This window comes from Collinsella sp. CM84Y_54, assembly GCF_036317945.1.
Lineage (GTDB): Bacteria > Actinomycetota > Coriobacteriia > Coriobacteriales > Coriobacteriaceae > Collinsella.
Genome location: NZ_JAWQCX010000001.1, coordinates 579,699 through 602,404, shown reverse-complemented (window position 1 = coordinate 602,404; position 22,706 = coordinate 579,699). Strand labels below are relative to the sequence as shown.

Below are 22,706 nucleotides of genomic sequence, written 5' to 3'. Positions count from 1 at the left end.
TTGCAGATGCTGTTTGATCAGGTGACGGTTATCGGTGGCGGTCTGGCGGGATCGGAATGCGCGATTCAGCTGGCAGATCGCGGGTTCGCCGTAAAGCTGTGCGAGATGCGCCCGCAGGTGAGCTCTCCTGCCCACCATACCGATCACTTGGCGGAGCTCGTCTGCTCCAATTCGTTTAAGTCGACCCGTCCCGATTCTGCCGCCGGTCTGCTGAAGGCCGAGCTCGAGCGCATGGGCTCGGTGCTGCTCGACTGCGCTCATCGTGCGGCCGTTCCTGCCGGCGGCGCCCTGGCGGTCGACCGCGTCAAGTTTTCCGAGCTCGTCGAGGCTGAGGTTGCCGCCCGCCCCAATATCGAGGTCGTCCACGGCGAGGTCACCCAGATTCCCGAGGGTCATGTGGTTATCGCCGCGGGCCCCCTATGCTCGCCGGCATTGAGCGAGGAGGTCATGAAGCTCGTCGGTGGTGACGCCCTGGCGTTCTTTGACGCGGCCGCCCCGATTGTCGATGCCTCTACGCTCGATATGGACGTGCTGTTCTCGCAGTCGCGCTATGAGGAGCAGGGGAGTGGCGACTATCTCAATGCCCCGCTCAACAAGGAAGAGTACGAGGCCTTTATCGAGGCGCTTACCACGGCCGATCGCGTGGTGCTCAAGGATTTTGAGGGCGGGGACCTGTTCCAGGCCTGCCAGCCTGCCGAGGAGGTTGCGCGCACGGGCAAGGATGCCATCCGCTTTGGCGCCATGAAGCCCGTCGGGCTCACCGACCCGCGCACCGGTCGCCGTCCCTGGGCGGCAATTCAGCTGCGCGCCGAGAACAAGGAGAAGACCGCCTATAACCTGGTTGGCTTCCAGACCAACCTGACCTTCGGCGAACAGAAGCGCGTCTTCCATATGGTTCCCGGCCTGGAGAACGCCGAGTTCTTCCGCTACGGCGTTATGCACCGCAACACCTTTGTCGATGCTCCGCACGTGCTCGACGACACCTTTGCCGTTCCCGGCACGAGCGTGCGTCTTGCCGGTCAGATTACTGGTACCGAGGGGTACATGGAGGCCGTGGCGACGGGTCTGCTCGCTGCGCTCAACACCTATGCCGAGGCCATCGGGGCCGCGGGCGTCGAGCTGCCGCGCGTGGGCGCCCTGGGCGCGCTTGTGGGGTATGCGACCGATCCGGCTACGGTGGGCTACCAGCCCATGCACGTCAACTTTGGTCTTGTGCCGCCGCTCGAGGACGGTAAGCGTCGCAGCAAGCGCGATCGTTACCAGGCTTACGCGGACCGCGCCCTCAAGGCCCTGGATGCCTATCTGGAATCGCGCTCCGATCTGTTTGGAGGCGAGAGGTCATAGCTTTTGACCTGTACGATGCCGTCGACTCGTTCATTGCCCACATTGCACGCGTCGAAGGACTCGCTCCCAATACGGTAACCGCCTACGCCTCGCGGCTCGAGCGCTTCGCCGCGTGGTGCGACCGCGAGGGCATCGACGCTCGCGCTGCCGACGTACGGACCGTTCGCTCCTATTTGGCCGAGCTGTCGCGTGGCCAGGTGGCGGCTCGGACCCTTGCGGCACACCTGTCTGCCATTCGCTCACTCTATCGGTGGATGGCTGCCGAGGGAATCGTTGAGGGCGATGCGGTCTCGGCGATATCGTCGCCCAAACTGCCGCGCGATCTTCCCGGTGTGCTGACGACCCGGCAAGTCGAGTCGTTGCTCAAGACCCCAGATACCTCGGCGCCTGCGGGGCTGCGCGATGCTGCGATGCTCGAGCTGCTCTATGCCTCCGGTGCGCGAATCTCGGAGCTCGCGGGGCTCAACGTGGAGTCCATTGGTTGGTCTGAGCGAACGCTGCGACTTTGGGGCAAGGGGAGCAAGGAGCGTATCGTGCCCCTGTATCGGCGCGCTCTCGAGGCGACCCGTAACTATATTGAGGAGGGGAGGCCACAGCTCCTTGCACAGGCAAAGCGCGGCGACGGTGCGAACGGCGTGCATCCGCTGTTTATCTCGGCGCGCGGAAACCGTATGAGTGCCGCCATGCTCAGGAGGCGGTTCCATATGCTTGCGGCACTTGCCGGCATTCCTGCCGACATCGCCCCGCATGCGATGCGCCATACCTTTGCGACCGACCTGCTCGAGGGCGGCGCGGATCTGCGCTCGGTTCAGGAGCTGCTGGGGCATGCGAGTTTGTCCACGACGCAGATCTATACGCATCTCACTCCCGAACGCCTCAAGCGTGCCGTGAGTCAGGCACATCCCCGCGGCGAGTAGGAGAAGGGCCTCCCGCGCCGCGCCAAGGTGTGTGGTTTTGATTGCGGGTTGGCAGGAAGAGGCAATCCTGCTATCATTCATCGGGTTGCTTCACGGCAACAGGTTTTTATCACGCACGCGCGGCTACTCCATACCGTGGTGCCCGGGCTTTGGTAGCACATGTCCGGGTTGGTTTTGGAGGATGACCCCGCGCGGAGGCAAACCACAGGAGGTTTAACATGGCTACCAAGATTAATATCCGCACCCTGCTCGAGGCCGGCTGCCACTTCGGTCACCAGACCCGTCGCTGGAACCCCAAGATGAAGCCGTTCATCTTCGGTGAGCGCAACGGCATCTACATCCTCGACCTCAAGCAGACCATCCTTGACGCCGACCAGGCCTACACCTTCGTCAAGAACGTCGCCAAGGGCGGCAACGTGCTGTTCGTCGGCACCAAGAAGCAGGCTCAGGAGGCCGTCAAGAACGCCGCTGAGCGCGCCAACATGCCCTACATCAACCAGCGCTGGCTCGGCGGTATGCTGACCAACTTCGTCACCATCCGCTCCCGCATCAACCGCATGGAGGAGCTCGAGGCCATGGTCGAGGACGGCCGCATGGCAGTGCTGCCCAAGAAGGAGCAGGCAGTGCTCGGCAAGGAGCTCGCTAAGCTCCAGACCAACCTCGGTGGCGCCCGCGACATGAAGGGTCTGCCCCAGGCTCTCTTCGTCATCGACACCAAGCGCGAGGAGAACGCCATCAAGGAGGCCCAGCGCCTGAACATCCCCGTCGTCGCTCTGATCGACACCAACTCCGATCCCGACGAGGTCGAGTACGGCATCCCCTGCAACGATGACGCCATCTCCGCTGTCACCCTTATGTGCGAGCTCATGGCCGACGCCTGCCTCGCTGGCTCCGGCAAGGAGCAGGTCTCCGAGGCCGAGATGGCCGCCGAGCCCAAGGCCGAGTAAATCAGTCCTATTTAAGTCTTTTTCATCTCTTTGAAAGGAACCACAATGGCCCAGATTACCGCCGCTATGGTCAAGCAGCTCCGCGAGATGACCGACTCCCCGATGATGGAGTGTAAGAAGGCTCTCGTCGAGGCTGACGGCGACATGGACGCCGCCGTCGACGTTCTCCGCAAGAACGGCCTCGCCAAGGCTGCCAAGAAGGCTGGCCGTGAGACCAACGAGGGCGCTGTCGCCGCGTTCGTCTCCGAGGATGGCAAGACCGGCGCTCTGCTCGAGCTCTCCTGCGAGACCGACTTCGTCGGCTCCAACGCCAAGTTCACCGGCTTTGCTTCCAAGGTCGCCGAGGTTGTCGCCACCACCGAGCCGGCTGACGTCGACGCTCTGCTCGAGAAGCCGATGGGCGAGGAGACCGTTTCCTCCGAGCTCACCGAGATGATTCACATCATGGGCGAGAACATGAAGATCTCTCGTTTCGCCGCCCGCAAGGCCGAGAACGGCGCTCTCGCTTCTTACATCCACATGGGTGGTAAGATCGGCGTCCTCGTCGAGTTCGCCTTCGAGAAGGCCGAGACCGCTCAGGCCGACTCCTTCAAGACCTTCGCTCACGACGTTGCCCTTCAGGTTGCCGCCGTCGCCCCGATTTGCGCTACCCGCGATCAGGTTCCGGCTGAGACCGTCGAGCACGAGAAGCAGATCTACATGGCTCAGGCTGCCGAGTCCGGCAAGCCCGAGGCTATCCAGGAGAAGATGGCCGTTGGCCGTCTGGAGAAGTTCTACAAGCAGTCCGTGCTCACCGAGCAGGAGTTCATCAAGGACAGCTCCCTCACCATCAAGAAGTACGCTGAGCAGGTCTCCAAGGAGCTCGGCGATACCATTACCGTCGTTGCCTTCGACCGTCTGGTCCGTGGCGAGTAAATAAGCTCTTGTAGCTGGTAATGAGCAGGCTGTGGGTTTTACTCACAGCCTGCTTTTTCATGGCTCTTATCAGAGCCTTTGCTATCATATTGAGAGTCTAATTAAAGGAGGATCGCTTTGTCCGACATCCGATATAAACGCGTGCTTCTTAAGCTTTCCGGCGAAGCACTGATGGGCGACGGCCAATATGGCATCGACCCCAAGGTTACCGACCACCTTGCCAAGCAGGTCAAGGAGCTGCTCGCCGTTGGCCATGAGGTTGGCGTTGTTGTCGGCGGCGGCAATATTTTCCGCGGCATGGCCGGCGCTGCCGGTGGCATGGAGCGCGCCCAGGCCGACTACATGGGCATGCTGGCAACCGTTATGAACGCGCTCGCCCTGCAGGATGCCTTCGAGCACAACGATGTTCCCTGCCGCGTGATGAGCGCTATCCAGATGAACGAGATCTGCGAGCCCTATATTCGCCGTCGCGCCATCAACCACCTTTCCAAGGGCAGCGTCGTAATTTTTGCCGCCGGGTCGGGCAATCCGTACTTTACGACCGACACCGCCGCGGCTCTTCGTGCCTGTGAGATTGGTGCCGAGGTCCTGATTAAGGCCACCAAGGTTGACGGTATCTACGACAAGGATCCCGTCAAGTGCGACGATGCCGTCCGTTTTGACAAGATTACCTATCACGAGGTTCTCGTCCGCGGTCTGCAGGTTATGGATTCCACAGCTACGGCACTGTGCCAGGATAACCGTATGCCGATTTTGGTCCTCAACATCGATGGCGAGGACACCGTCAAGCGCGCGCTTTCGGGTGAGCCCGTCGGCACGCTCGTCTATCAGGAGGATTAAGCATGGCAGAGAACATCACCGCCCACATGGACAAGTCGCTCGAGTCCCTCAAGCACAACTTCTCCAAGGTTCGCACGGGCCGCGCCAACGCTAACATTCTGTCCGACATCTCGGTCGATTACTACGGTGTCCCCACGCCGGTTACCCAGGTTGCCGCCGTTAAGACCCCCGAGGCCCACATGTTGCTCATCGAGCCCTGGGATAAGGCGCTCGTCAACGCCATCGTGAAGGCTATCAGCGCTTCCGATCTGGGCATTACCCCCAACTCTGACGGTACCGTCGTGCGCCTGCCGTTCCCGGCTCCCACCGAGGAGCGTCGTCGCGAGCTCGTCAAGGAGTGCCGCGAGTATGCCGAGCAGGCCAAGGTCTCCATTCGCAACATCCGTCGTGACTTTAACAACAAGCTCGAGCGCGACGAAGATCTCACCGAGGACGATGTCCGTCGCGAGCAGGCCAAGGTCCAGAAGCATACCGATGAGTATGTTGCCAAGGTCGAGGAGCTTCTGAAGGAAAAAGAAGCCGAGGTCATGGAGATCTAAGGTGCAATACGACGAGAACAAACTGGTCGAGTACTTTGCCGACGCCCCTGCGGGCGTCGGTTTTTCCGACCTTGACCTCAATAAGATTCCGCATCATATTTCGTGCATCATGGACGGTAACGGTCGCTGGGCCACGGCGCGCGGTCTTGCCCGCACCGAGGGCCACAAGGCCGGTATCGTCTCCCTGCGCGAGATTATTACCGCATGTGTGCGCTTGGGAGTCGACGTCCTTTCGGCCTATGCGTTTTCCACCGAAAACTGGAATCGTCCACAGCACGAGGTCAACGTTTTGATGCATCTGTTTGCCAAGACGTTTATCGATGAGTTGCCGCTGCTTAAGCGCGAAAACGTGCGCGTTGTCTTTTTGGGCGATATTTCCGCACTGCCCAAGAAGACCCGCGATGTCTTTGAGCGCGGTCTTGCCGAGTGTGCCGACCACACCGGCATGACGCTGGCGCTTGCCGTCAATTACGGCGCCCGTGCCGAGATCACCCGTGCCGTCCGTCAGATTGCGCTCGACGCCGCTGCCGGCAAGATCGACCCTGCCGCCATCGACGATGATATGGTTGCCTCCCATCTCTACACCGCTGGGCTGCCCGATCCGGAGCTTGTGATTCGCACCTCCGGCGAGCTACGCCTTTCGAACTATCTGCTGTGGCAGGTTGCCTATTCCGAGTTTTATGTCACCGATACCTATTGGCCCGACTTTGATCGTTGGGGCCTTGTCGACGCCATTTTGGCCTACCAGGGCCGCGACCGTAGGTTTGGTGGACTGAGCAAGACCGAGGAGGCTTAATCGTGTCCGATCGTCCCAAGGCGTCTGCTCCCAAGACGTCAACTCCCAAGGCGCCTTCCGCCAAGAGCGGCGCGGCTACGACTTCGTGGTTGGCCGGCTTTATTACCCGCGCCGCCGCAGGTATCGTCTACGCCGTCGTGTTCATTCTCTGCTTGGTTTTGGGTATCGTTCCCACTGCTATCTTCGTCTCCGTCATGAGCGGCCTGTGCTGCTATGAGTTTTTCCGCATGACGAAGCTCGATGGCAAGGTGGCCAACGAGCGCCTGGGTATCGCTGCCGCCGTGCTCTTTCCGCTCTCGGCGCTGGGCGACTCGCTGCTGTTGAATGCCCTGCTTTTTGCACTGATGCTTGCGGTGGGTATTTGGTACGTCTGGTCGTCGCGTACCCGTATATCCGATGTAGCCGTGACGCTCATGGGCCCCATCTACACCGGTTTTATGCTGTCGGCCATCGTGCTGCTGCGCGATGCCGTGCCCGGTTTTGCCGGCGCCCTGCTTTCGGTGGGTGTTTGCGCGTCTCTCTGGGTCTCCGATTCGTTCGCCTATATCGTGGGTAGCCGTATCGGCAAGCACAAGATGGTCCCCAAGATTTCTCCCAAAAAGAGCTGGGAGGGCTTTTTCGGCGGCATCTTGGGCTCGGTTCTCATCTGGCTTATTTTGTGGGCGACCCATTTCTATAAGCTGAGCTTGCCCTATGCGCTGCTGTGCGGCGTGGTCGTGTCCATCCTGGGCGTTATCGGCGACCTCATCGAGTCACGCATCAAGCGTGGCGTGGGCGTCAAGGATTCTGGCAATCTGATTCCGGGCCATGGCGGCATGCTCGACCGTAGCGACTCGCTTATCTTTGGCTGCATTACCGCGCAGCTGCTTTTGATGATCGGAGGCGTGCTGTAATGGCCTTTCAGACGACGTACAGCCCCGATGGCCGTCTGCGGGTTGCAATTTTGGGCTGTACGGGCTCTATTGGCACCCAGGCGCTCGATGTTTGCCGTCAGCATGCCGACCGTCTGCAGGTGACGGCGCTTTCCGTTAATTCCAGTACCGCTGAGCTTGTTGCGTTTGCCCGTGAGTTTTCTGTTCCGGCCGTTGCCGTGGCCGACACCTCCCACGGCGCGGACGCTGTGCTGCAGGAGCTGCCCGAGGGCACCGAGCTCGGTGTTGGTGCGCAGGCAGTTTGTGAGCTCGCACGTCGCGATGACGTCGACTGTGTGCTCGTCGCTATTGTGGGCGCCGCCGGGCTCGAAGCGAGCCATGCTGCCCTGACCTCGAACAAGCGTCTTGCACTTGCCAATAAGGAGTCGCTCGTCGTTGGCGGCGACCTGCTGATGCCACTGGCGCAGCCGGGTCAGCTCATTCCGGTCGACTCCGAGCACTCCGCCATCTATCAGTGCTATCTGGGTGAGAATCCACGCGAGGCCCACTGCATTTGGCTTACCTGTTCGGGCGGTCCGTTCTTTGGCCGTACGCGCGAGGATCTCGACCACGTGACCCGCAAGGACGCCTTGGCGCATCCCACGTGGGCCATGGGGGCAAAGATCACCATCGACTCCGCCACCCTTATGAACAAGGGCTTGGAGCGTATCGAGGCGATGCATCTGTTCGGTTGCGACCTCGACTTTATCAACGTGGTCGTGCAGCGTCAGTCCAAGATCCACTCTATGGTCGAGTTTGCCGACGGCTCCGTGATGGCGCATCTCGGTGCGTCCGACATGCGCATTCCCATCCAGTTTGCCTTTTCGTATCCCGAGCGCTGGGATACTCCGGCGCCGCGAATCGATTTTCGTGAGTTGGGGCAGCTTACCTTCGACGCTGCCGATATGGACACGTTCCGCTGCCTGGCGCTGGCCGAGCGTGCCGGCAAGACGGGCGGCACCATGCCGTGCGTGCTGAATGCCGCCAACGAAGTTGCCGTCGATGCCTTCCTGCACGATACCTGTACCTTTACCGATATCGATCGCATCGTTGAGTCCTGCATGGATGCACACGATACGCAGGCGGTTACATCTTTTGAGCAGCTTCGCGATATCGATACGTGGGCACGTGCCAAGGCCGCCGAGGTGCTTGCTGCAACCCGCTCTTAATCGTAAGGATTGCTTTTCGTTTTATGGATACTGTTCTGAGTGTTCTTTCCTCGGTCTTTTGGGGCCTTTTGATGCTATCCGTCCTCGTGTTTCTGCATGAGGGCGGCCACTTTTTGGCGGCCCGTGCGTGCGGCGTGCGCGTCACCGAGTTTTTCTTGGGCTTGCCATGCCGCTTTGACATTCATCATACGTCGCGTCGCATTGGTACCAAGTTTGGCGTGACGCCGCTGCTGCTGGGTGGTTATGCCGCTATCTGCGGTATGGACCCGACCGATGTCTCGTGTGCCGACCGTGTGCTTGCTGCGATCTATCGTCATGGTCGCGTTTCAGTTGCAGACCTTTCCGTCGAGCTGGAGCTGTCCGAGGAGGATGTTCTCGAGGCTTGCGCCTTGCTTTTGGGCTGGGGTTCCATTGCGCCTTGGTACGAGGAAGGGGAGAAGCCTTCACCCAGCTACTATCCGGTTAGGTACCAGACGCTGCCGCGCGATGCTGCAGGATATACCACCTTTGACGGCCGCAAGTTCGATCGAGAGCATGCGACTGCCGAGGGCGATGTGTGGGAGCTGCCGGTCGCCGCTTCCGAGTTTCTTGAGCAGGAGCGTTCGCATACCTATCTGGGCCAGGGTTTTCTCAAGCGTGCCTTTATGCTGCTCGCGGGCATTCTCGTCAATATCCTGACGGGCTTTTTGCTGCTTATGAGCATCTACTCTATCGCCGGCGTATCGGTGCCGGTCGATAGCAACGTGATCGGTCAGGTCGAAGAAGGCTCGATAGCCGCTAAGGCGGGCATCGAGGCTGGCGACACGATTCTTAGTGTCGATGGCGTGTCGTGCTCTTCCTGGATGGACGTGTACGATGCGATCGGAGCGGCCGCCGGCAAGGACGATATCGCCATTGAGTATCAGCACGACGGTAAGAATCTTTCTACCGCGGTCGCGCTCAAGGAGGACGAACGTTTGGGCGTTTATGCCTCCACGCAAGTGGTCCATTTGGACCCCATTACGTCGGCGCGGCTGTCGTTCTCCTATGTTCAGCAGACTGCTGAGGGCGTGATGCGCCTGCTGCAGCCGCAGCATACGATGGAGATACTCGATCAGTCCTCCTCGATTGTGGGCATCAGCGTCATGTCTTCTCAGGCGGCTGCCGCCGGCCCCGCGACATTCTTGACGTTTGCCGCGCTCATCTCGTTCTCGCTGGGCTTTATGAACCTGCTACCCATTCCGCCGCTCGACGGGGGAAAGCTGGTTATCGAGATCATCCAAAAGGTCGCCGGTCGCGAGTTGCCGCTGAAGGTGCAGACGATCGTGAGCTATGTCGGCATCGCGCTTTTCGCGCTGCTGTTTGTCTATATGCTTCGTTCCGACGTCCTTCGATTTATTTTGTAGGGGAGTGTTTGGATTGTCTTTGTCCCATCCTTTGCCGCGCGAGCTGACGCGCCCTGTGTTTGTGGGCGACGTGCAGATAGGTGGCGGCGCTCCGGTGGTGGTTCAGTCCATGACCTGCACCGATACCGCCGACGCCCAGGCAACGCTTGCGCAAGTGCGTGCGCTTGCCCAGGCGGGTTGCGATGTTGTGCGCGTGAGCGTGCCCGCTGAGGCTGCGCTCGAGGGCTTTCGCACGATTTGTGCGGAGTCTCCGGTGCCGATCGTTGCCGATATCCACTTTAACCATAAGCTCGCCATTGGCGCCGTGGAGGCCGGTGCCGCTAAGCTCCGCATCAATCCCGGCAACATTGGCGATTGGGCCAAGGTCGACGCCGTGATCGATGCCGCGGGCGCCGCTGGGTGCGCGATTCGCATTGGCGTGAACGCCGGCTCGCTTGAGCAGGATATCGCCGAGCGCGATGACCTTACGCAGCCCGAAAAGCTTGTGATGTCGAGCGAGCGTTTCGTCAAACATTTTGAAGATCGCGGCTTTACCAATATCGTGCTTTCCGCCAAGGCTCATAGCGTGCAAACGACGCTTGACACCTATCGTGCCCTGTCGCGCGAAATCCCCCATGTTCCGCTTCATTTGGGCGTGACTGAGGCCGGAACCAAGCTCCAGGGCACCATTAAGAGCTCGGTGGGCCTGGGAATTTTGCTTTCCGAGGGCATTGGCGACACCATGCGCGTCTCGCTCACGGCCGATCCGGTCGAGGAGCCGCCGGTCGCCTGGGGTATCCTGCAGTCGCTGGGTCTTCGCCGCCGTGGCCCCGAGATCGTATCGTGCCCCACGTGCGCTCGCTGCCAGGTCAACCTCATTCCTATCGCTGAGGAGGTCACTGAGCGGCTTAAGAACTACTCCGCGCCGCTTTCGATTGCCGTGATGGGCTGTGCAGTCAATGGCCCCGGCGAGGCTTCTGACGCCGACTTGGGCGTTGCCTGCGGACGAGGTCAGGGTCTGCTCTTTTCGCACGGCCAGATCATTGGTAAAGTAGCTGAGGACCAAATTGTCGACGCGCTTATGGCCGAGGTCGACAAGCTTATTGAGGAGAAATAAATGACTCGAGCAATGTATATGTCTAAGCTGTATGCTCCGACGCTCAAAGAGGATCCGGCCGATGCCGAGCTTGCGAGCCACCGTCTGCTGCTTCGCGCCGGTATGATCCGCAAGGAGGCCGCCGGCCTCTATTCCTATCTGCCGCTCGCGTGGCGCTCGATTCGCAAGATCGAGAACATCGTGCGCGACGAGATGGATGCTGCCGGCGCCCAGGAGCTCATGATGCCCATCATGGTCGATGCCGAGCTGTGGCGCGAGTCCGGCCGTATCGATGCCTATGGCAAGGAGCTCGTGCGCTTTGATGACCGCCACGGCCGCGAGTTCGTGCTCGGCCCCACGCACGAGGAAACCGTGACTGCCCTGGTGCGCAATGAGCTGCGTTCCTATAAGCAGCTGCCGGTGAATCTCTATCACATCCAGGATAAGTTCCGCGATGAGTTCCGTCCCCGCTTTGGCCTGATGCGCGGTCGCGAGTTCATCATGAAGGACGCCTACAGCTTCTCCGCCACGCAGGAGAGCCTGCAGGAGGAGTACGACAAGATGAAGCAGGCCTACGCCAACATCTGCGAGCGCTGCTATATCAAGGCCCTGCCCGTTGTTGCCGACTCCGGTGAGATCGGTGGCGATACCTCCGTCGAGTACATGGCTTTGGCCGACGCCGGCGAGGCTTCGCTCGTCTACTGCGACGATTGCGGCTTTGCTGCCGATGACGAGGCGGCAAGCACCAAGGTTGTCGTGACCGAGGGCCCCGGCGACGGTACGCTCACCAAGGTCGAGACTCCGGGCATGGGCACCATCGAGGCCGTTGCCAAGTTCTTCGGGTTCCCCGAGAACGGTACGCGCAAGTCCCTGGCGTTGATCGATGCCGAGGGTAAGCCTGTTGTGGCCATTGTTCCGGGCGATCACGAGCTCAATGACTGCAAGGCCGAGCATGTCTTTGGCAAGGGCTATCGCATGATGACCGACGAGGAGCTCCAGACCTACGGTCTGCATAAGGGCTTTATCGGACCGGTTAACCTGCCCGAGGGTATTCGTCTGGTCTGTGACGAGAGCCTGCGCCAGTCCAAGCAGTGGGCCTGCGGTGCCAACGAGGTCGACTATCACTTTACCGGCGCCTGCCCTGAGCGCGACTTTACCGTCGACGAGTGGGCCGACCTGGTCACCGTCGTTGCCGGCGATCCCTGCCCGCACTGCGGCAAGCCGCTCTCTGCTGCCCGCGGCATCGAGGTCTCCCAGGTGTTCCAGCTGGGCACCAAGTATTCCGAGGCCATGGGTGCCACCTTTATGGACGAGGACGGCAAGGAGAAGCCGCTTATCATGGGCTGCTACGGCGTTGGTGTGTCCCGCTCGCTCGCTGCCGTCGTGGAACAGCACAATGATGAGCACGGTATCGTCTGGCCGGTCTCTGTCGCTCCGTACGAGGTCGCGGTGATTCCGCTCGATCCCAAGAAGGAGGAGTGCGCGACCGTTTGCGAGCAGATTGTTGATGGCCTGTGCGCCGAGGGTATCGAGGTTGTCGTGGATGACCGCGACGAGCGCCCCGGCTTTAAGTTTGCTGACAACGACCTTATGGGCTTCCCGTATCAGGTAGTGCTCGGTAAGCGTGGCCTTAAGAACGGCACCGTCGAGCTCAAGGACCGTGCCACGGGCGAGCGCGAGGATGTGGCGATTGATGAGGTTGTCGCCAAGGTCGCCGAGCTTGTGAAGGCAGCACGCCGTTAATCGAGCCCGCTGCGTTGAGTGCGCTTACGAAGCGGCCCTGCGTCTCTCGAGGGAGAGGCGCAGGGCCGCTTTTGCGTCTAAGAATCTTTTATAGCTAAAAGAAAAACCCCACAGCCCATTCGAGCTGCGGGGTTTCCCTTTGTGCCTCCGATGCGAAATGAATCGCTCAGATATTACTGATAATCGACGACGTCGATCCAGTCCTTAAGGAACTCATCGTTCACGTTGCGCTTACGAGCGAGCTCGGAAGCGGCAACGATACTCGTCCACTGACGCACGACCTGCATGGGCATGTCAGCGCGGTCGCAGTAGAGCTCCAGGTAGGCCTCGGCCTGGTCCTTGCTGTTGAGGGCAAAGAGCAGGTAGGTGGTGGCAACGTCAGCAGCAGGGGAGCCCTGGGTGGCGTGTGCCCAGTCGCACACATAGAGCTGGCCATCGTCGCCGACGATGACGTTGGAGGGGTTGAAGTCGCCGTGGCAAACCTTGAACTCCTTGGTCATGCCGTCCAGACGCTCCTGAAGGTTGTAGCGCGTGGTGGCATTGAGCTGATCGAGGCTGTCGATCATGCGGGCGAACTTGTCGCGCTGACGGTTGAGCAGCGGGGAGGTGTAGCCGTGGATCTCGATCTGGAGGTCGACGAACATCTCGAGGTACTCACCAAAGCGCTGGGGCTCGGCAGCCATCTTCTCGGCAAGGGTGGTGCCCGGAACCTTCTCGGTCACGAGCGCCCAGCCGTTGGCGTTCTCGAGCTGAGAAACCTCGAGAGCCTTGGGGCTGCGGATGCCGCACTCATTGATGCGGGCAAGATTCAAAGCCTCGTTGAACACGTCGGAGACGGGCTTGGTCTCGTTAAAGACCTTGACGATCTTGTCGCCAAGGTCGTAAACGACCTTGTTGCCGCGACGGACGAGCTCGGTCTTGGAATCGGGGAGCAGCATGATTGCATCCTTTCAACGATGCGATAGAAGCAACGGCGGGGGCGTGCGTTCACCCGTGCACCCCCGCCGCAAATAACCGTGCTAAAAACTAGCAGACGGCGTAGTCCTGGGGCTCGCGGCCGTAGTAGGCGTCCAGGTAGAGCTCCTTGATCTCGCTCATGAGCGGGTAGCGCGGGTTAGCGCCGGTGCACTGGTCGTTGAATGCCTGCTCGGTCATCTCATCGAGGGTGTCGAGGAAGTACTGCTCGTCAACACCGTAGTCGGCGATGGTCTTCTTGACGCCGATGAAGTCCTTGAGCTCCTCGAGCTTCGTGATGAAGTTCTCGAAGACCTCCTTGTCGTCCTTGCCCTCGATGCCGCAGTACTTGGCCATCTCGGCGTAGTTGTGCAGCGCGTTGGGGTAAGGATACTGGGAGAAGGTACCCATCTTGACGGGAGCCTCGGCGGCGTTGTAGCGCATAACGCGGGTCAGGATGACGGCGTTTGCGAGGCCGTGGGGCAGGTGATGGAAAGCGCCGAGCTTGTGGGCCATGGAGTGGTTGAGGCCCAGGAAGGCGTTGGCGAAGGCCATACCGGCCATGCAGGAGGCGTTGTGCATCTCCTCGCGGGCATGCGGGTCCTTGGCGCCGTTCGTGAAGCTGGAGGGCAGGTTCTCGAAGACGAGCTTGGCAGCGCGCTCGGAGAGGCCCTTGGTGTAGTCGGAAGCCATGATGGAGACGTAGGACTCGATGGCGTGGGTCATGACGTCGATGCCGGAGGCAGCGGTCAGGCCGCGCGGGGCGGTCATGCAGTTGTCGGCGTCGACGATAGCCATGTTGGGGAGCAGCGCGTAGTCGGCGAGCGGCCACTTGATGCCGGTCTCCTTGTCGGTGATGATGGCGAACGGCGTGCACTCGGAGCCGGTACCCGAAGAGGTCGGGACGGCGACGAAGTAGGCCTTCTTGCCCATCTCGGGGAAGGTGAAGATACGCTTGCGGATGTCCATGAAGTCCATGGCCATGTCCTCAAACTTGCACTCGGGGTGCTCGTACATCATCCACATGATCTTGCCGGCGTCCATAGCGGAGCCACCGCCGACGGCGATGATGACGTCCGGCTCAAAGAGAGCCATCTGCTTGGCGCCGCGACGTGCGCACTGCAGCGACGGATCGGGCTCGACGTCGTAGAAGCAGTCGTGGGCGATGCCCATCTCGTCGAGCTTGGCCTCGATGGCGCGGGTGTTGCCATTCTTGAAGAGGAACTGGTCGGTGACGATGAAGGCGCGCTTCTTGCCCATGACGGTACCGAGCTCGTCGAGGGCGACAGGCGTGGAACCCTTCTTGAAGTAGACCTTCTCGGGAGCGCGGAACCACAGCATGTTCTCACGGCGCTCGGCCACAGTCTTAACGTTGATCAAGTGCTTCACCCCAACGTTCTCGGAGACGGAGTTGCCGCCCCAGGAGCCGCAGCCCAGGGTCAGAGACGGCTTCATGCCAAAGTTGTACAGGTCACCGATGCCGCCGTGCGAGGACGGGGTGTTGATGACGATACGGCAGGCCTTCATGACGTGCTCGAACAGGCTGATCTTCTCGGCCTGGGCGGGGTGCACGTACAGAGAGGCGGTGTGGCCCGGGCCACCGGCGAGCACCAGGTGCTCGGCCTTGTCGACGGCCTCCTGGAAGTCCTTGGCGTGGTACATGGCCAGGACCGGGGAGAGCTTCTCGTGGGAGAACTCCTCCTTGGCGGGGTCGGTGGAGGTGACCTCGGCGATCAGGATCTTGGTCTTGGCGGGAACCTCGATGCCGGCGAGCTCGGCGATCTTGGCGGCAGCCATGCCGGGGATGCGGTGATCGAGAGCGCCGTTCTTGAACATGGCGGCACGCAGGGCCTCCATCTCGGCACCCTGTTTGACGAAGTAGCAGCCGCGCTTCTGGAACTCGGCCTTGACCTGGTCATAGATGGTGTCGATGACGGTCACGGACTGCTCGGAAGCGCAGATCATGCCATTGTCGAAGGTCTTGGAGTGGATGATGGAGTTGACGGCGAGCAGCACGTCGGCGGTGTCGTCGATGACGACCGGGGTGTTACCGGCACCAACGCCCAGCGCGGGCTTGCCCGAGGAGTAAGCGGCCTTGACCATGCCCGGGCCACCGGTGGCGAGGATGATGTCGACGTCGCGCATGACCATGTTGGTCAGCTCGATGGAGGGGACATCAACCCAGCCGATGATGCCCTCGGGGGCACCGGCCTTGACGGCGGCGTCAAGCACGAGCTTGGCGGCGGCGATGGTGCACTTGGCGGCAGCCGGGTGCGGAGAGATGATGATGGCGTTGCGGGTCTTCAGGCTGATCAGCGTCTTGAAGATCGCGGTAGAGGTGGGGTTGGTCGTCGGGATGACGGCGCCCACGATGCCGATGGGCTCGGCGATCTTGGTGATGCCGTAAGCCTCGTCGCGCTCCAGGACACCACAGGTCTTGGTGTTCTTGTAAGCGTTGTAGATGTACTCTGCGGCGTAGTGGTTCTTGATGACCTTGTCCTCAAGAACGCCGCGGCCGGTCTCCTCGATGGCCATCTTCGCCAACGGGATACGAGCCTTGTTGGCGGCCATGGCGGCCTCATAGAAGATCTTGTCGACCTGCTCCTGCGTGTACGTAGCAAAAAGCGCCTGGGCCTCTCGCATCTGAGCGAGCTTAGCCTCAAGCGCCTCTACGTTGTCCACAATTGCGGGAGTAGTGTTTTCCGGTGACTTTTTCACCATTTGTGTCTCCTTGCGATCGGAGATTTACCCTACGCCTTGCATGATAGCAAGAAATTATTCGGCGAACGGTCAGATTCCTGTAAAAGGCACACTAAAACGCTTCAATATACTGAAGCGTTTTAACTAAACTATCTACCAGTGCATCGCCCCGCTCATTGGGGACAGGCTTACATGAGTGCTTTCACTCATGTAAGCCTGTCCCCAATGAGTGCAAAAAGGCGCCCTCCGTAGGGGAGAGCGCCTTTGGTAAGTTCTATGTGAACGCGAGGTCTTTGACCCGGAGAGTCCGAGGTACTTGTTGGTAAGACCTTATTTAGGAGCGCGCAACCTTGCCGGACTTGAGGCAGGTGGAGCAAACGTTCATCTTGCGACGGTGACCATCGACGACGACGTAGACGCGCTGGATGTTGGGGCGGAACTTACGGTTGGTGACGCGGTGAGAGTGGCTGATGGAGCGACCGGCAACGGGGTGCTTACCGCAAACTTCGCAAACTTTGGACATAACTGACCCTCCTTGGGCGACAAACGAACATGTCGCGTTAACAAACAAGCCTGAACTATAGCACAGAAGCAGCTCCCTGTGCGTAATCTACACAGAGATATTTCTCTTTTGGCGATAGTGCCCACGCCACGGCCCTGGACGTAGATCCGTTTTGCGTGCAGCAGAGGGGATTATGCCAGCTCGTGTGTGCGTTTTCAAGCTCGTCCCACAAATATATATAGGTTTATTGAGCATTGGGCTCCGTTTACGGAATGCTCTGTATTTATGCTCGCAATTCAGCTTGAGGTTGGCTACACTATCCCTTGACCATTAAAGGGGTACGAGATACCCACATGGAATTACATAGCTGCCAAAGAGCGGCCCTTCCTGTGGGTGTCTGGTTCCGCTTTGAGCGGTCGGGCATCTATTTTTTTGACTGTGTCAGCAGTCAAGACATGTGAGGAAGGAGATCGATGGGCACGACTTCCCCCAAGGCGGTCATTATGGACGAGACCGCCGTCAATCGAGCGATGACCCGCATCGCGCACGAGATTCTCGAGCGCAACGAGGGCTGTGAAGACCTCGCTCTGGTCGGCATCGTCACGCGCGGCGACCTTCTGGCAAAGAAGCTCGCCGAGGAGATCAAGGAGATCGAGGGCGTCGACGTTCCGCTCGGCAGTCTCGACATCAGCTTCTACCGCGATGACTACGCTACCAATTTCGCTCCCGCGATCCACGCCACCAACATTCCCTTCAGTGTCGACGGCAAGCGCGTCGTGCTGGTGGACGACATCCTGTACACGGGTCGTACCATCCGCGCCGCTCTGGACGCCGTCATGGATCTGGGCCGTCCGAGCCGTATTGAGCTGGCAGTCCTCGTTGACCGCGGCCACCGTGAGCTCCCTATCTCGCCGGACTTTGTCGGCAAGAACGTTCCCTCGTCGCACGAGGAGAACGTGCACCTATATATGAAGGAAGTCGACGGCCGTACCGCCGTCGAGATCAACGACGTCGCGCCGGGTTCCCACGTGGGCTCCGCGCCGCTGGGAGGTGAGTAGTACCGTGGCGTTCAACCATAAGCACCTGATCGACATTACCGAGTACTCCGAAGAGGACATCAAGCTCATCCTCGAGACCGCCAAGGCGTTCTCCGAGGTCAACGAGCGTGCGATCAAGAAGGTCCCCACGCTCAAGGGTAAGACCATCGTCAATATGTTCAACGAGCCCTCGACGCGTACCCGCAGCTCCTTCGAGCTCGCCGAGAAGCGTCTTTCGGCCGACAGTCTTAACTTTGGCGGCTCCTCGACCTCCACGGTCAAGGGTGAGAGCCTCGTCGACACCGTCGAGACCCTCAACGCCTATAAGATCGACTGCATCGTCGTTCGCGATAAGCACGCCGGTGCTCCCTACATCGTCACGCAGAACTCGCCCGCAAGCGTCATCTGCGCCGGTGACGGCAAGCACAACCATCCCACGCAGGCCTTGCTCGACCTGTACACCATCTGGGAGCACAAGGGTGACTTCCACGGTCTGAAGGTCGCCGTCGTCGGCGATATCGCCCACTCCCGCGTGTGCGGCTCGCTGATCCCCGCCCTTAAGATCATGGGCTGCGAGACCTACGCCGTCGCCCCCGGCACGCTGCTGCCGCCGGCGCCCGAGGTCCTGGGCTGCGACCACGTGACGAGCGACCTCGATTCCGTCCTGCCCGAGCTGGACGTCGTCTACATGCTGCGCGTGCAGCAGGAGCGCCTCGAGGGTGCCCCGTTCCCGACCATTCGCGAGTACCACAAGCTCTTCGGCCTGACCAAGGACCGCGAGAAGCTCATGAAGCCCGATGCGATCATCTGCCACCCGGGCCCCATCAACCGCGGCGTTGAGTTCGACTCCTATATGGCCGACCACCCGCAACGCTCCGTCATCCTGGAGCAGGTCTACGCCGGTATCTGCGTGCGTATGGCTATCCTGTATCTGCTGCTTGGAGGTGCCGATAATGGCCTTGCTTCTTAAGAATGCCCACGTCGTCGACCCGTCCGTCGAGCTTGACGGTGTCGTTGACGTCCTGATTGACGGCGACAAGATCGCCGAGGTCGGCGAGAATCTCGCCGTCGAGGGAGCCGAGGTCCGCGACCTTTCCGGCAAGTACCTCGTCCCTGGCCTGGTGGATATGCACGTTCACCTTCGCGAGCCCGGCTATGAGGTCAAAGAGGACATCGAGAGCGGTACCCGCGCAGCTGCCAAGGGCGGCTTCACCGGCGTGTGCGCCATGCCCAACACCGATCCCGTCACCGATAACGGCACCGTCGTGGAGTTCGTCAAGTCCCGCGCTGCCGAGGTCGGTCACTGCCGCGTCTATCCGTCGGGCGCCATGACCCGCGGCCTTAAGGGCGAGGCTATGTCCGAGATGGGCGATATGGTCGCCCACGGCGCCGTCGCCTTTACCGACGACGGTCGCGGCGTACAGGGCGCGGGCATGCTCCGTCGCTGCATGGACTACGGCAAGATGTTCGGCAAGGTCTTTATGAGCCACTGCCAGGACGAGGACCTGGTCGGCCACGGCCAGATCAACGAGGGCAAGGTTTCGACCCGTCTGGCCCTCGAGGGCTGGCCGGCTGCCGGCGAGGAGCTCCAGATCGCTCGCGACATCGAGATCGCTAAGCTGACCGGTGCCAAGCTGCACATCCAGCACATCTCCACCGCCCATGGCCTGGAAATCGTGCGTGCCGGTAAGGCCGCTGGCGTTCAGGTTACCTGCGAGGCCACCCCGCACCACATGTTCCTGACCGAGAACGACCTGGACGAGACCTACAACACCTCGCTCAAGGTCAACCCGCCGCTGCGTACCGAGGAGGATGCCGAGGCTATCCGTCAGGGCGTCATCGACGGTACCGTCGACGTTATCGTCACCGATCACGCTCCCCACACCCCGTGGGAGAAGGCCCGCGAGTTCGAGCTTGCGCCCTTTGGCATGATCGGCCTCGAGACCTCGCTGTCGCTTGTACTTACCGAGCTGGTCAACACGGGCAAGATGAGCATGGGCCGCATGGTCGAGCTCATGGCCATCAAGCCGCGTGAGATCCTGGGCCTCGACCAGGTTCAGGTCAAGGCGGGCTCCGTTGCCGATCTGACCGTGTTCGACGCGTCCGCCACCTGGACGGTCGGCGAGGACGGTTACGAGTCGCGCGCCGAGAACTCCGGTTTCGCCGGCCGCACGCTCACCGGTCGTGCCACCGATGTGTTTGTCGGCGGCAAGCAGACGCTCGCCGACGGCTGCATCTGCTAGCATTGCCTTATCGCTTATGTGCGCGGCGCCCTTGCGGTGCCGCGCTTTCTGTTCGTTTTGACCATGCAACCGCATGGGGGATTGGAGCGTCTATGCCCACACCTTCCACTGCACGCATGCACGACTTCGAGGTCGTCTCGAACCAGGAGATCGCCGACGGCATCTTCTCGCTCGTCATCTCGGCCCCCAAGCTTGCAAGTGCGCTCAAGCCCGGTCAGTTTGTGAACATTGCCGTGCCCGGTGATGCGTCCTCGCTGCTTCGCGTGCCCCTGAGCTTCTATCGCGCCGACGCCCAGGCCGGCACCGTCGAGCTGTGGTACGCCGTCGTGGGCGACGACACCCGTCGTCTGTCGCAGATGGGCCCCGGCTCCACCTCTAATCTGCTGGGTCCTGGCGGCCGCGGCTGGTTCGTGCCCGAGGGCACCAGGAAGGCGCTGCTCGTGGCGGGCGGCATCGGCGTTCCGCCCGTGCTGTGCCTTGCCGGTAAGCTTGCCGAGCAGGGTGTGGCCGTCGACGTGTGCCTGGGCTTTGGTACCGCGTCCAAGGCCGTGGGCATCGATGAGTTCCGCGCTTTGTGCGACACGGTCAGCGTTTGCACTGACGACGGTTCGCTTGGCACGCACGGTTTTTGCACCGATCCTGCCGCCGAGCTGCTCGGCGAGGGCGGCTACGACTACGTGGCCAGCTGCGGTCCCGCCGTCATGATGAAGAAGGTCGCCGCCGCTGCCGCCGAGGCCGGTGCGTACTGCGAGGTTTCGCTCGAGCGCATGATGAGCTGTGGCTTTGGTGCCTGCAACACCTGCAATGTCGAGACGGTCGACGGTATGAAGGGCGCCTGTATGTGCGGCCCCGTGTTCGATGCTTCCAAGGTGGTGGTCTTCTAGTGGGTACCGTGAACATGGCCGTCGACTTCGGCGGCGTCAAGATGCAGAACCCCATCAACACCGCAGCCGGTACCTTTGGCTACGGCTGGCAGTTCCAGAACTTCTTTGATGTCTCCCAGCTGGGCGCCATCACCACCAAGGGTTGTGCTGCCGAGCCCTGGCCCGGCAACCCCGCGCCCCGCATGGCCGAGATCCCGGGCGGCATGATCAACTCCGTGGGCCTTCAGAACCCCGGCGTGGCTGCCTTCGCCCGTGAGTCCGGTCCCTGGCTCGAGCAGCTCTCCAAGGACGGTTGCCAGGTCATCTGCCAGGTCGCCGGCCACTCCGTTGACGAGTTTGTGCGCGCGCTCGAGATGTATGTCGAGCTGTGCCCCTGGGCTGCCGGCTACGAGATCAACGTCAGCTGCCCCAATATTGCCGCCGGCGGTGCCGCCATGGGCTCCTCGCCCGAGGGCGCCTCTGCCGTTATGGCTGCCTGCCGTAAGGTGACCGATAAGCCGCTGTTCGTGAAGATGGCGCCGGTTAACGTCGCCGAGATTGCCAAGGCTCTCGAGGCCGCGGGAGCCGACGGCCTTTCGGTCATCAACTCCATCCAGGGCATGGCCATTGACGTTCATACCCGCAAGTCCCGTGTGGCCAAGCCCAAGGGCGGCCTTTCGGGTCCGCTGTGCCACCACATCGCCGTTCGCATGGTCTGGGAGGTCGCTCAGGCCGTCGATATCCCCATCAACGGTGTCGGCGGCGTCATGACGGGCGAGGATGCGGCCGAGTTTATCCTGGCCGGCGCCACCTGCGTGTCGGTCGGCATGGCCAATTTCGTCGATCCGTGCGCCTCAATTAAGATCGCGCACGAGCTCGAGGCCTGGGCGGAGTCCCAGGGCGTGAAGGACATCAACGAGCTGGTAGGTGCTTTCGAATGCTAGAGACCGACGCCCGCGACCGCGTTATCGTCGCCCTCGACTGCGACCGTGAGCGTGCGCTCGAGCTCGCCCACGAGCTTTCTGGTCATGCCGCTTGGCTCAAGGTGGGCATGACGCTCTATTACGCCGAGGGGCCCGAGATCGTCAAGACGTTCAAGGACCTGGGCTTTAAGGTCTTCCTCGACCTCAAGTTCCATGACATTCCGCATCAGGTGCGCGGTGCCGCCCGTTCGGCCTCGCTTGCCGGTGCCGACCTGCTCTCGGTCCACGGCCTGGGTTCTGGTGCTATGCTCGCTGCGTGCCGTGAGGGTGCCGAGGAGGCGCGCGAGGACCGCGCCAAGCTCGTCGCCATCACCGTGCTCACGAGCATGAACCAGGATTCGCTGGCTGAGATCGGCGTCGAGTCACCCGTGGCCGAGGAGGCCGCCCGCCTGGCAAAGCTTGCCCAGGCCAACGGTATCGACGGCATCGTGTGCTCGCCGATGGAGGCCCATGACATGCGCGAGCTGCTCGGCCCCGACGCGTTGATCGTGACTCCGGGCGTTCGTCCGGTGGGTGCCGCCCTTGGTGACCAGTCCCGTGTGGCGACGCCTTCTCAGGCTATCGAGCGCGGCGCGAGCCATATCGTGGTGGGCCGACCCATCACCGGTGCCGACGACCCGGTTGCCGCCTTTGACGCTATCGTTGCCGAGCTGGTCGAAAACGTCGCCTAAAAGATTCCCTCAAGTCACCACTTTTGGGTCTCATTAGCACAAATTAGCCCCTGTGCCTGCGAAAACTTTCCCATCCTTTGTGTGGAATCGCAGGTCAGGGGCTCAACTTTAACCTCCGTATATTGCACTTTTCGCAGGTATCGTCTAACCTATGGTGCCGTCGATTGGGCAT

The 22,706-nt window shown here is 61.1% G+C and carries 21 protein-coding genes; 18 read left to right on the top strand and 3 right to left on the bottom strand.

The window, feature by feature from the left end; translation table 11 throughout:
* Nucleotides 1-6 precede the first annotated feature (6 nt).
* The 12 genes from trmFO (at nt 7) to V2391_RS02805 (ending at nt 12,581) form a co-directional block, all read left to right on the top strand.
* A complete protein-coding gene (trmFO, locus tag V2391_RS02860; protein WP_329738175.1) occupies nt 7-1,344 on the top strand; it encodes a methylenetetrahydrofolate--tRNA-(uracil(54)-C(5))-methyltransferase (FADH(2)-oxidizing) TrmFO in 1,338 nt (445 codons plus the stop codon).
* The gene (locus V2391_RS02855) at nt 1,308-2,261 is read left to right on the top strand and encodes a tyrosine recombinase XerC (protein ID WP_329738234.1); all 954 of its coding nucleotides are present in this window, start codon (nt 1,308-1,310) and stop codon (nt 2,259-2,261) included. Before trmFO ends, V2391_RS02855 begins: the two co-directional genes overlap by 37 nt.
* Before the next feature lie 218 nt (nt 2,262-2,479).
* Entirely contained in the window at nt 2,480-3,208 is a 729-nt protein-coding gene (gene rpsB, locus V2391_RS02850; protein WP_055285135.1) for a 30S ribosomal protein S2, read from the top strand.
* Nucleotides 3,209-3,253: 45 nt separating this feature from the next.
* Nucleotides 3,254-4,123: a translation elongation factor Ts gene (tsf, locus tag V2391_RS02845; protein ID WP_055285136.1), complete on the top strand. Its 870-nt coding sequence runs from the start codon at nt 3,254-3,256 to the stop codon at nt 4,121-4,123.
* 117 nt (nt 4,124-4,240) lie between these two features.
* Nucleotides 4,241-4,963 carry a UMP kinase gene (gene pyrH, locus V2391_RS02840; protein ID WP_329738174.1) on the top strand — a complete coding sequence of 241 codons (723 nt, stop codon included), beginning with the start codon at nt 4,241-4,243 and terminating at the stop codon, nt 4,961-4,963.
* Between the two features lie 2 nt (nt 4,964-4,965).
* Nucleotides 4,966-5,502, top strand: coding sequence for a ribosome recycling factor (frr, locus tag V2391_RS02835; protein WP_329738173.1), 537 nt, complete (start codon nt 4,966-4,968; stop codon nt 5,500-5,502).
* Nucleotide 5,503: 1 nt separating this feature from the next.
* Nucleotides 5,504-6,298, top strand: a complete 795-nt coding sequence (locus V2391_RS02830; RefSeq protein ID WP_329738172.1) for an isoprenyl transferase — start codon at nt 5,504-5,506, stop codon at nt 6,296-6,298.
* A 2-nt stretch (nt 6,299-6,300) separates the two neighbouring features.
* Nucleotides 6,301-7,191 carry a phosphatidate cytidylyltransferase gene (locus tag V2391_RS02825; protein ID WP_329738171.1) on the top strand — a complete coding sequence of 297 codons (891 nt, stop codon included), beginning with the start codon at nt 6,301-6,303 and terminating at the stop codon, nt 7,189-7,191.
* Nucleotides 7,191-8,378 (top strand): 1-deoxy-D-xylulose-5-phosphate reductoisomerase, encoded by a 1,188-nt coding sequence (gene dxr, locus V2391_RS02820; RefSeq protein WP_329738170.1) that lies wholly within the window; start codon nt 7,191-7,193, stop codon nt 8,376-8,378. The genes V2391_RS02825 and dxr overlap by 1 nt, the downstream gene beginning before the upstream one ends.
* 23 nt (nt 8,379-8,401) lie before the next feature.
* Nucleotides 8,402-9,763, top strand: a complete 1,362-nt coding sequence (locus tag V2391_RS02815) for a M50 family metallopeptidase (protein WP_329738169.1) — start codon at nt 8,402-8,404, stop codon at nt 9,761-9,763.
* Between the two features lie 19 nt (nt 9,764-9,782).
* The gene (ispG, locus tag V2391_RS02810) at nt 9,783-10,859 is read left to right on the top strand and encodes a flavodoxin-dependent (E)-4-hydroxy-3-methylbut-2-enyl-diphosphate synthase (RefSeq protein ID WP_329738168.1); all 1,077 of its coding nucleotides are present in this window, start codon (nt 9,783-9,785) and stop codon (nt 10,857-10,859) included.
* A gap of 12 nt (nt 10,860-10,871) precedes the next feature.
* Nucleotides 10,872-12,581: a proline--tRNA ligase gene (locus V2391_RS02805; protein WP_329738233.1), complete on the top strand. Its 1,710-nt coding sequence runs from the start codon at nt 10,872-10,874 to the stop codon at nt 12,579-12,581.
* A gap of 173 nt (nt 12,582-12,754) precedes the next feature.
* Here the strand turns inward: V2391_RS02805 and V2391_RS02800 are convergent, their stop codons facing one another.
* The 3 genes from V2391_RS02800 to rpmB all read right to left on the bottom strand — a co-directional run bounded on the left by V2391_RS02800 (nt 12,755) and on the right by rpmB (nt 16,758).
* The gene (locus V2391_RS02800) at nt 12,755-13,519 is read right to left on the bottom strand and encodes an aminoglycoside phosphotransferase family protein (RefSeq protein ID WP_329738167.1); all 765 of its coding nucleotides are present in this window, start codon (nt 13,517-13,519) and stop codon (nt 12,755-12,757) included.
* A gap of 88 nt (nt 13,520-13,607) precedes the next feature.
* Nucleotides 13,608-16,256, bottom strand: coding sequence for a bifunctional acetaldehyde-CoA/alcohol dehydrogenase (gene adhE, locus V2391_RS02795; protein ID WP_055250041.1), 2,649 nt, complete (start codon nt 16,254-16,256; stop codon nt 13,608-13,610).
* Nucleotides 16,257-16,569: 313 nt separating this feature from the next.
* A complete protein-coding gene (rpmB, locus tag V2391_RS02790) occupies nt 16,570-16,758 on the bottom strand; it encodes a 50S ribosomal protein L28 (RefSeq protein WP_022094725.1) in 189 nt (62 codons plus the stop codon).
* A gap of 452 nt (nt 16,759-17,210) precedes the next feature.
* On the opposite strand from rpmB, the gene pyrR reads away from it, so the two are divergent.
* The 6 genes from pyrR to pyrF all read left to right on the top strand — a co-directional run bounded on the left by pyrR (nt 17,211) and on the right by pyrF (nt 22,534).
* Entirely contained in the window at nt 17,211-17,795 is a 585-nt protein-coding gene (pyrR, locus tag V2391_RS02785; protein WP_117654814.1) for a bifunctional pyr operon transcriptional regulator/uracil phosphoribosyltransferase PyrR, read from the top strand.
* 4 nt (nt 17,796-17,799) lie between these two features.
* On the top strand, nt 17,800-18,744 hold the full coding sequence (locus V2391_RS02780; protein ID WP_035138537.1) for an aspartate carbamoyltransferase catalytic subunit: 945 nt from the start codon (nt 17,800-17,802) through the stop codon (nt 18,742-18,744).
* Entirely contained in the window at nt 18,728-20,017 is a 1,290-nt protein-coding gene (locus V2391_RS02775) for a dihydroorotase (protein ID WP_161161343.1), read from the top strand. Before V2391_RS02780 ends, V2391_RS02775 begins: the two co-directional genes overlap by 17 nt.
* A 116-nt stretch (nt 20,018-20,133) precedes the next feature.
* Nucleotides 20,134-20,901, top strand: a complete 768-nt coding sequence (locus V2391_RS02770) for a dihydroorotate dehydrogenase electron transfer subunit (protein WP_320678110.1) — start codon at nt 20,134-20,136, stop codon at nt 20,899-20,901.
* 14 nt (nt 20,902-20,915) lie between these two features.
* Nucleotides 20,916-21,824: a dihydroorotate dehydrogenase gene (locus tag V2391_RS02765; protein ID WP_192934394.1), complete on the top strand. Its 909-nt coding sequence runs from the start codon at nt 20,916-20,918 to the stop codon at nt 21,822-21,824.
* Nucleotides 21,818-22,534: an orotidine-5'-phosphate decarboxylase gene (gene pyrF / locus V2391_RS02760; protein ID WP_195233596.1), complete on the top strand. Its 717-nt coding sequence runs from the start codon at nt 21,818-21,820 to the stop codon at nt 22,532-22,534. Before V2391_RS02765 ends, pyrF begins: the two co-directional genes overlap by 7 nt.
* Nucleotides 22,535-22,706: the final 172 nt, after the last annotated feature.